Here is an 8373-nt window from a genome sequence, read left to right as displayed (position 1 = left end):
CATCGCCACCCCTCAGACAACCGGACAGGTCGCGCGATCCGCGACCTGCGGTGGCACCTCTGGCGCGAGTGCCGCGCCGGTGTCTGTAGGATCGCGCGCTGCAGCCTCCGGGGGCGCCTCTGGCACCGGGGCCATGGCCGCGCATGTCAGCGTCAGAGAGGCCGCGTCAGGCGGGCTGTCCGGGGCAGAGGCCACACCCACCGCAATCACTCAGCGCGCAGCCAACGCGGGCGGCGTGTCCGGCGTGATAGCCGCACCCGCGCGGATCGCGGCCCGGTCTGCGGTCTCCGGAGGCACGTCTGGGTCAGAGGCCACACCCGCTGACACGAGCCGGGTGGTGGACTTCCGGGCCACGGCCCTCTGGGATGAGCCTCAATTTACGGCCCTTTGGGATGAACCGAGCTTTACCGCCCTTTGGGATGAGCCACGTTTTGTGGCCACATGGAGAGACTGATGGATAAGATGGAGACCTTCGAGAAAAACACCTATTCCGCCGAAATCACGTTCCTCAGGAAGGACAGCACCGCGCCCGATCTCGGCGGGGCCGCTGTGGAGGCATGGGCGGTCGGCGCTGGCCCCACCATCCCCTTGGGGGCGAGTGTCCTGGACGGCGCGGCGGGTAAGGTGCGCGTGTTCTGGCCTGCGGAGACATTCTCGGCGGGGCTCTACGAGGTCCAGCTGCGCGCCTCGAAAGGCGGCAAGACGGAAACCTATGCGGCGCGCCTGACCGTCGGCCGGTCGATCTGAAGACATTCCCCAATGAGTGGGGATTTCCCGGTGGCCCTGAGCGGCCGCCCTACAGGAGGCCCCGAGCGCGCTGGAGGGCACGCCCGGGGACGCGGGGCCAGTCACCAAACTTCAACCCCGCCGACCAGTCAGACCTCATGGCCGCTCCCTGCCCCAAGGGGGCGGCGGGACTATGAGGCGATTCGATTTGGAAGGTCTAGAACTGCGTTGCTGCGCCTGCGGCCGTTTGCTATTTAAATATGAGAGAGGCGCGCAAATATCCGGCGTCTCGATCAAATGCCCGCGCTGCCGGGCGATGAATATCCTGAGGCCAAGAGCCCTTCCCCCAACGCGCGATGCGCAGAGAGAAGGAGCCAGACTTGGCCAGATCGACCACACTCCCGAAACCTGACCTGCCGCCCGGTGCGCCGGGCCTGCCCAAAGGCGTCCGTTACAGGCGGCAATATGGCGTCATTGTCCTCCTCGAGGACGAGGCCGCCCAAGTCGACGCCTTCGGCCGCCTGCGCCGTCAGGGCTTCAAATGCCGCGTGGTGGTGACATGAAGCTCGCCATTCACCACGCCAGCCCCATCCCGGACACCTACCGCGCGGCCCGGGTCTCCAGCCTCTTCAACGTCGAGGGCGACGCGGATTTCCGCCTCGAGGTCGAGGCTGATTTGGCGGCACGCCCGTGGCAGATCGGCCTCATCGTCGGCCCCTCGGGCAGCGGGAAATCCTCGCTCGCCCGCGAAGCCTTTGGCGCTGAGCTTGATCCGCGCCCGTGGCCCGAGGGCGCGCTGATCGACGCGATTGATCCCGAGGGGGAATTTGATGCTGTCGCGGCGGCGCTCTCGGCCGTGGGCCTTGGCACGGTGCCGAGCTGGCTGCGCCCCTTCCGCCACCTCTCGACCGGCGAGCAGTTCCGGGCCGAGCTCGCGCGCATTCTCGCCGAGCGGCCGAGCTTTGCCATTCTCGACGAGTTCACCTCGACCATCGACCGGCGCGTGGCCCAGATCGGGGCGGCCGCCTTTGCCAAGGCATGGCGACGCGGCCCCGGCCAGTTCGTCGCCGTCACCTGTCACGAGGACGTGGTGTCCTGGTTGCAGCCCGATTGGGTGATCGACACCCGCCGGGCTGAGTTCCGCTGGAGGCGTCTTCGACGGGCACCGCGCATTGCCATGGACATTCACCAGACGGACGGCTCCTTCTGGCCCGCCTTTGAGCCGCATCACTACCTGAAGCTGCCCCGCATGATCGCGGCCAATTACTACGTGGGCTTTGTCGACGGCGCACCCGTGGCGCATCTCGCCGTCTCGACCCGACCGGGGCTGGTCGAGGGCCGCGCCTGTCGCCTCGTCGTCATGCCCGAGTGGCAGGGCGCGGGGCTGGGCTTGCGGTTTCTCAACGAGGTCTGCGCCCTCTGGCGGCGCGGCGTGAACCGCTACGAGAGGCCCATGCCGATGCTCTTTCACACTTCGCACCCCGGCCTTGCCGCCGCCCTGCGCCGCGATCCCCTCTGGGCGCAGGTCTCGGCCATCCTCTACGCCGAATCGAAGGAGCGCAGCATGAAGACCCTCGCCGCCGCCCGGGCGCGCAAGGGGCTCAAGCCCGCCGGGTCAGGTTATGGCGGGCATTTTCGCGCCGTGCAGGGGTTTCGCTATGTGGAGTGAAAGGGGTTTAGGTGGGTGTTGAAGGGGCATTTAAAAAGGCCGCTGGGCTTTCGAAACTGCCTCCCGCGTTCCCTACCTTAAGATACCGCACCGGCGTTTCCTGAAGCGGTCAATCGCTCAAAATCGCTGCAACTCCAGCGAGATTCTGCCGGCCACTGAATGGTCATAGCACAACCAATGGTATAAGCGGCCGTTTCCATCATGCACAGGACCCACTCTTGCTCTATCAACTCGCCTATGTAAGCTCCGCTCGATCACCGCTCGGTCAGGAAACTTTGTCTGACATCCTTGAGGTCTCTCAGCGCAATAACGCGAGGGATCAGATCACCGGCGTTCTCATGTATCATGACCAACTTTTTTTCCAGGTCCTGGAGGGGGAGAAGGCTGTAGTCGAAGACTGCTATTATAGGAGGATTGTCCACGATCATCGTCACAGTAACTTGTCACTCACTTGGAGCGATGGCGTTGAAAGACGAACATTTTCGGACTGGTTGATGGGGTATGCCGGGCCTGACGAAATTGGCCAGTTTACCAGAGGCAAGTTCCACTCCTTGGAGGAATTGAAGACTGACAATGGCTTGAACGAGCCTGTCAAACATGTGGCTCTAGAGCTTGCCCTTTTAATGTTCCGCGACTCTCGATGACCTGAGCCCCGCATCGCTTCCATCTCAAACGCCGCGCGCTAAGCCGCAAGTGAAACCGATGCCGATGCTCTTTCACACCTCGCACCCCGGCCTCGCCGCAGCGCTCCGCCGCGATCCCCTCTGGGCACAGGTCTCGGCCATCCTCTACGCCGAGTCCAAGGAGCGTAGCATGAAGACCCTCGCCGCCGCCCGGGCGCGCAAAGGCCTCAAACCCGCCGGGACCGGCTACGGCGGCCATTTCCGCGCCGTGCAGGGGTTTCGGTATGTGGAGTGAGGGGGGTGTTTAGGGGGGTGTTAAATGCCCGGTTAGACGGACTGTCGAACGTTGGCCGGTTTAAAACCGCTGCGGACTTTTGCGGTACACCGACACAAGGTACTCTAGTACCGATGAACGATGCATTCAAATGCTAGGCTTCAGTCGCACATCGCGAAAGCCGTCTCGCAATAAGGTAGGTTCTTTATGGCAGATTTCTTTTCCTCGGACGCCGGACAATATGCGAGCATTGCAAAGCAATTCTTAGAGGGCGCTTTGGTCTTGAACGCTGCACAGCGGGATAGAGGTCGAATCCTATTTCGACCGACTTTGGCACTTGCTGGTCATGGGCTAGAGTTGATGCTCAAAGCGTGTTCCAACTTGAATGGCCAGCCGCCACCAACCAAAGGGCGAAAAGGACACGATATCGTAAGCCTATGGGGCACCGACGTATGCGAACCGGTGCGGGGTCACGTTTTTGCTAATGCACGCCTGGTGGCAGCAGAGGATCGTGCGAACGGTGACTATCCGGACGTTCCTAACGATGATGATATACTGCCGCTTATCGAAGAGTACATCATTGCACTCGGCAATCTTCACGGCGGCCTTAGCGGTTACCCACTTCGCTACCCATCTGATCCAAGTCAAAATGCCCCCAGAACACCTTTCTTGATCAAGTCTCTCTGGGCTACGGCGGACGATTTTGTGAAACGCCCCAACGAATTCGAGCTACGTCGCTTTCGCGGTCAAATATGATCCCGCCGCGCGAACGGCAAATCTGACCTCGATCAGTCGAGTCGAGCAATGGAAGGCGCGTGTATGCGCTAATCGTTGTCCGCTAACTGATCCCGCAAAAGACCTTGAAGGTATGTATCCAGCTCGGACACATCAAAATGTCCGGCCTCCCAAGCATCGTCCGCTTTCTTTAGAGCAGCGTAGTAAGGTTCTCGATTTTCCCGAATTCGTTCCGGTACAATTTTACGTCCAGGCAAGAGACGACCCTGCCTCATACAGATTAGGTAATAGCAAGCTGCTCTCGCGGTTCGTCCGTTTCCTTCGATGAATGGATGAATCCAGTTTAGCCGCCACAAAGCGTAAGCTGCTAACGTTGTGGGGCTCGTAATCACATCCCAGTTTTCGTGGATCAACGAGAATAATTGATCCATATGTTTTTCAACGTCACGAAAATGGGGAGGAATGTGGTTTCCTACATATATGGGCCCTTCCCGGTAGCGTCCGCCCAGCTGGCATATATTTGCCACCGCCACATAGTTTAGCGCCCATAATGTATACTTGTCGAACGCATCAATGCCTTGCTCAAATCCGATCTCGACGCAATTCGTCAATAAATCGTACTGCCGGAGCAGGTTCTGCTCTTGTACACGCTCAAATAGATGAGGGTATTCTGATTTTCGAAGTGCCATTTTACTGTATTCTGGCGGCACCCTAAAAGTGCCGCCACCCTGTAAAGATTATGCGCGCAGCCGAATACTCTCGCTCGCTCTTTTGACGCTGTCTTTTGTAATCGTATCGTCATTCATTGCGTTGCCAAAAGCAAAGCTCACGCGCTGCTCATGGAGAACCTCGTCACTCACTTCGACGTCTTGTGTGCGTGCCAGAAGTTGGAGCAGTTCAGCGTCGTCCTCGGAACGGGATAGGAACTGCTTTCTGTTTGCCATGCTTGTCTCCTGTTTGTTGGGGCTTTCTTCTAGATATAGTGCCAGTCCGGCGAAGATGACAACAATACTTCCCTCTGAGCGAACTTTTGTGAACGTTCGCGGCACGCAAACAACCGGCCCTTACCCAAAATCGCGTTGCTGTAAACTAGAGTGTAATTTACTGCAAACTAAGTTGTCACGCTACAACAGTCACGCTACACCCCTTTTCCCCATCCCCCCTTTGCAATAGTTCTGAAATAGTTGTTAATTAAACAGCCGTTCATTTCAGCGCAGAGGAGCCGCCGATGGATTTCGCCCTTACCGAGGAACAGACTGCCATTTTCGACATGGCCCATGCCTTTGGACAGGACCGCATCGCGCCCCATGCCCGCGAATGGGAGAGGGCCGGCACCATCCCCAAGGACCTGTGGCCGGAAATCGCGGCGCTTGGCCTTGGCGGGCTCTATGTGAGCGAGGATGCGGGTGGCTCTGGCCTCTCACGGCTCGATGCGACGCTGGTGTTTGAGGCGCTCTCGATGGCCTGCCCCTCGGTCGCGGCGTTCCTGTCGATCCACAACATGTGCGCCAAGATGATCGACAAATTCGGCTCAGATGAGATGAAGTCGCGGGTGCTGCCCCGCGCGCTGACCATGGAAACCGTCCTGTCCTACTGCCTGACCGAGCCCGGTTCCGGCTCTGACGCCGCAGCCCTCAAGACCCGCGCCGACCGCACCAATGAGGGCTACACGCTCAACGGCACCAAGGCCTTCATCTCGGGCGGGGGCTATTCTGACGCTTATGTCGTCATGGTCCGCACCGGCAGCGACGGCCCCAAGGGCATCTCAACCGTCTATGTCGAGGCTGGCACAGCGGGCCTCAGCTATGGCGGGCTCGAGGATAAAATGGGCTGGCGCAGCCAACCAACCCGGCAGGTGCAGTTTGACAATTGCAATATTTCTTCCGAAAATATGGTGGGAGAAGAGGGGAAAGGTTTCACTTATGCGATGTCCGGCCTTGATGGCGGGCGCCTCAACATCAGCGCTTGCTCGCTTGGTGCGGCTCAGCAGGGACTGACCCAAACTCTGCGCTATATGGCCGAGCGCAAGGCCTTTGGAAAGCCGATTGACCAGTTTCAAGCCCTACAATTCCGTCTCGCCGACATGGAAATCGACCTCCAAGCCGCCCGCACCTTCCTCCGCCAAGCGGCGTGGAAGCTCGACAATGACGCCCCCGATGCCACCAAATTCTGCGCCATGGCCAAGAAATTCGTGACCGAAACCGGCAGCCGCGTCGTCAACCAATGCCTGCAACTGCATGGCGGCTACGGCTATCTCGCCGATTACGGCATTGAAAAACTGGTCCGCGACCTGCGCGTGCATGAAATCCTGGAGGGCACCAACGAGATCATGCGCCTCATCGTGGCGCGGCAAATGCTGGCGGGCCAATGACCACAGACATCTCGATCCGCAAAGAGGGGCGCGCGGGCCGCATCACCCTCACCCGCCCCAAGGCGCTGAATGCGCTCAGCTACGACATGGCCACGGCGATCGAGACGGCGCTGGACGACTGGCGCACGGATGACGAAGTGGCCCTCATCCTGATCGACGCAACAGGGGACAAGGCCTTTTGCGCAGGCGGCGACATCCAGCAACTCTACGACACCGGCCGCGCGGGCGATTTCGCCTTTGGCCGCCGCTTCTGGGCCGATGAATACCGCCTCAACGCCAAGATCGCGGGCTATCCCAAACCCTATATCGCCCTGATGCAGGGCTTTGTCATGGGCGGCGGCGTGGGCATTTCCTGTCACGGGTCGCACCGCGTCACCTGCGAGAGCACGCAAATCGCCATGCCGGAATGTGGCATCGGCCTTGTGCCGGATGTGGGCGGCTCGCTGCTCCTTGCCCGCGCGCCGGGGCGCTTGGGTGAATATCTCGGCACCACAGGTACGCGCATGGGACCGGATGACGCAATTCATGCGGGATTTGCAGATACTTACGTGCCACAACTCATATGGCCCACCCTCACCGCCGCCCTGATCGAGACTGGAGACCCGGCCGTTATCGCCGCCCATGCCGAGACACCGCCACCAGGCCTCCTGCCTGCCCTCACCCCCCAAATCGACCGCCATTTCAGCGGCGAGACCCTGCGCGACGTCGCCAACGCCCTGCGCGCCGAGGACAGCGATTTTGCCCGCGACACGCTAAAAACCCTCAGCCGCAATTCCCCCCTCTCGATGGCCTGCGCGGTCGAGATGATTCACCGTCTGCGGGCGCCCACCGCCGATATCGGGCGTGCCCTTGGCCTTGAATACCGTTTCACCTATCGTGCCATGGAACAGGGCGATTTCCTTGAGGGTATTCGCGCCGCGATCATCGACAAGGACAGAAAACCAATTTGGAAACATGGGATTGACAGCCTGCCGGACGTAGCCGTCGCGCAGATGTTGCAACCCTTGGGCAAGAACGCCCTGACGCTGGAGGAGGCAAATACATGAAAATCGGGTTTATCGGGCTGGGCAATATGGGCGCACCGATGGCGGCCAATCTGGCCAAGGCGGGGCATGATGTCACCGGCTACGACATGGCCGAGGTCAGCATCGACGGCGTAACGATGGCCGCCAGCGCCGTTGACTCCGCCCGGGGCGCGGCAGTTGTCATTACCATGCTGCCCAACGGGTCCATCCTGCGCAAGGTCGCAGCCGAGGTGATCCCGGTCATGGACAAGGGCGCGGTTCTGCTCGACTGCTCCACCGTCGATGTCGCCAGCGCCCGCGAGGTCGCGGCCGAGGCGCAGACGGCGGGCCTCTCCGCGCTCGATGCGCCGGTGTCGGGCGGCGTTGGCGGCGCCACCGCAGGCACGCTCACCTTCATGGTGGGTGGTGATGAGGCTGGCTTTAACATCGCCCGAGACCTCTTTGATATCATGGGGCAAAAGGCGGTGCATTGCGGCCCCTCCGGCAATGGGCAGGCGGCCAAGATCTGCAACAACATGATCCTCGGCGTCACCATGATCGCCACCTGCGAGGCTTTTGCCTTGGCCGATAAACTGGGCCTCGACCGACAGGCGATGTTCGATGTGGTCTCGACCTCCTCGGGCTACTCATGGTCGATGAACGCCTATTGCCCGGCCCCCGGCGTCGGCCCCAAATCGCCCGCCGACAACGACTACAAACCGGGCTTTGCCGCCGATCTCATGCTCAAGGATCTTCGCCTCTCGCAACAGGCGGCAGAGGCGGCGGACGCCGACACCCCCATGGGCCGCGCCGCCTGCGATCTTTACGCGCAATTCGTGGAAGCCGAAGATGGCAAGGGCCGCGATTTCTCGGCCATGCTGCCCCGGTTCGAGAAACGCGGGCGCGGTTGATGGCATGGGTGGCGCGCGCCCCCGGCCTGCCGCCGCTCGACCCCGAGGCGCGCGCCCTGC

The 8373-nt window shown here is 61.0% G+C and carries 13 protein-coding genes; 11 read left to right on the top strand and 2 right to left on the bottom strand.

Features of this window, described 5'->3' with window-relative positions; all coding sequences use genetic code 11:
- From VR71_RS13025 to VR71_RS25035, 8 genes are all read left to right on the top strand, one after another.
- On the top strand, nt 1-454 hold a 454-nt coding region (locus VR71_RS13025), incomplete at its 5' end, for a hypothetical protein (RefSeq protein WP_296430399.1).
- Nucleotides 454-747, top strand: coding sequence for a hypothetical protein (locus tag VR71_RS13020; protein WP_045684569.1), 294 nt, complete (start codon nt 454-456; stop codon nt 745-747). The genes VR71_RS13025 and VR71_RS13020, both read left to right, overlap by 1 nt.
- 172 nt (nt 748-919) lie before the next feature.
- Entirely contained in the window at nt 920-1138 is a 219-nt protein-coding gene (locus tag VR71_RS25570) for a Com family DNA-binding transcriptional regulator (RefSeq protein ID WP_367118656.1), read from the top strand.
- On the top strand, nt 1107-1289 hold the full coding sequence (locus tag VR71_RS13015; RefSeq protein WP_045684583.1) for a hypothetical protein: 183 nt from the start codon (nt 1107-1109) through the stop codon (nt 1287-1289). Before VR71_RS25570 ends, VR71_RS13015 begins: the two co-directional genes overlap by 32 nt.
- A complete protein-coding gene (locus VR71_RS13010; RefSeq protein ID WP_045684566.1) occupies nt 1286-2395 on the top strand; it encodes an ABC transporter ATP-binding protein in 1110 nt (369 codons plus the stop codon). The genes VR71_RS13015 and VR71_RS13010 overlap by 4 nt, the downstream gene beginning before the upstream one ends.
- 218 nt (nt 2396-2613) lie before the next feature.
- Nucleotides 2614-3039 carry a BLUF domain-containing protein gene (locus tag VR71_RS25040; RefSeq protein WP_296430396.1) on the top strand — a complete coding sequence of 142 codons (426 nt, stop codon included), beginning with the start codon at nt 2614-2616 and terminating at the stop codon, nt 3037-3039.
- A 58-nt stretch (nt 3040-3097) separates the two neighbouring features.
- A complete protein-coding gene (locus VR71_RS13005; protein WP_045684564.1) occupies nt 3098-3313 on the top strand; it encodes a hypothetical protein in 216 nt (71 codons plus the stop codon).
- Between the two features lie 186 nt (nt 3314-3499).
- Nucleotides 3500-4048 carry a hypothetical protein gene (locus VR71_RS25035; protein ID WP_296430393.1) on the top strand — a complete coding sequence of 183 codons (549 nt, stop codon included), beginning with the start codon at nt 3500-3502 and terminating at the stop codon, nt 4046-4048.
- A gap of 68 nt (nt 4049-4116) precedes the next feature.
- Here VR71_RS25035 and VR71_RS12995 read toward each other — a convergent pair whose 3' ends face one another.
- Nucleotides 4117-4716, bottom strand: coding sequence for a Fic family protein (locus tag VR71_RS12995; RefSeq protein ID WP_045684560.1), 600 nt, complete (start codon nt 4714-4716; stop codon nt 4117-4119).
- Nucleotides 4717-4764: 48 nt separating this feature from the next.
- On the bottom strand, nt 4765-4971 hold the full coding sequence (locus VR71_RS12990; protein ID WP_045684558.1) for a hypothetical protein: 207 nt from the start codon (nt 4969-4971) through the stop codon (nt 4765-4767).
- A 284-nt stretch (nt 4972-5255) separates the two neighbouring features.
- On the opposite strand from VR71_RS12990, the gene VR71_RS12985 reads away from it, so the two are divergent.
- From VR71_RS12985 to mmsB, 3 genes are read left to right on the top strand one after another with little or no spacing between them, the layout of a single operon-like run.
- Entirely contained in the window at nt 5256-6398 is a 1143-nt protein-coding gene (locus tag VR71_RS12985) for an acyl-CoA dehydrogenase family protein (RefSeq protein WP_045684556.1), read from the top strand.
- Nucleotides 6395-7444 (top strand): enoyl-CoA hydratase/isomerase family protein, encoded by a 1050-nt coding sequence (locus VR71_RS12980; protein ID WP_045684554.1) that lies wholly within the window; start codon nt 6395-6397, stop codon nt 7442-7444. The genes VR71_RS12985 and VR71_RS12980 overlap by 4 nt, the downstream gene beginning before the upstream one ends.
- On the top strand, nt 7441-8313 hold the full coding sequence (gene mmsB / locus VR71_RS12975) for a 3-hydroxyisobutyrate dehydrogenase (RefSeq protein WP_045684552.1): 873 nt from the start codon (nt 7441-7443) through the stop codon (nt 8311-8313). The genes VR71_RS12980 and mmsB overlap by 4 nt, the downstream gene beginning before the upstream one ends.
- Nucleotides 8314-8373 lie beyond the last annotated feature (60 nt).

Origin of the sequence: Roseovarius sp. BRH_c41 (assembly GCF_000961715.1) — a bacterium.
Taxonomy (GTDB): Bacteria; Pseudomonadota; Alphaproteobacteria; order Rhodobacterales; family Rhodobacteraceae; genus Roseovarius.
The sequence above is the reverse complement of the archived record's forward strand: the minus strand, read 5'-3'. Positions and strand labels throughout refer to the sequence as shown.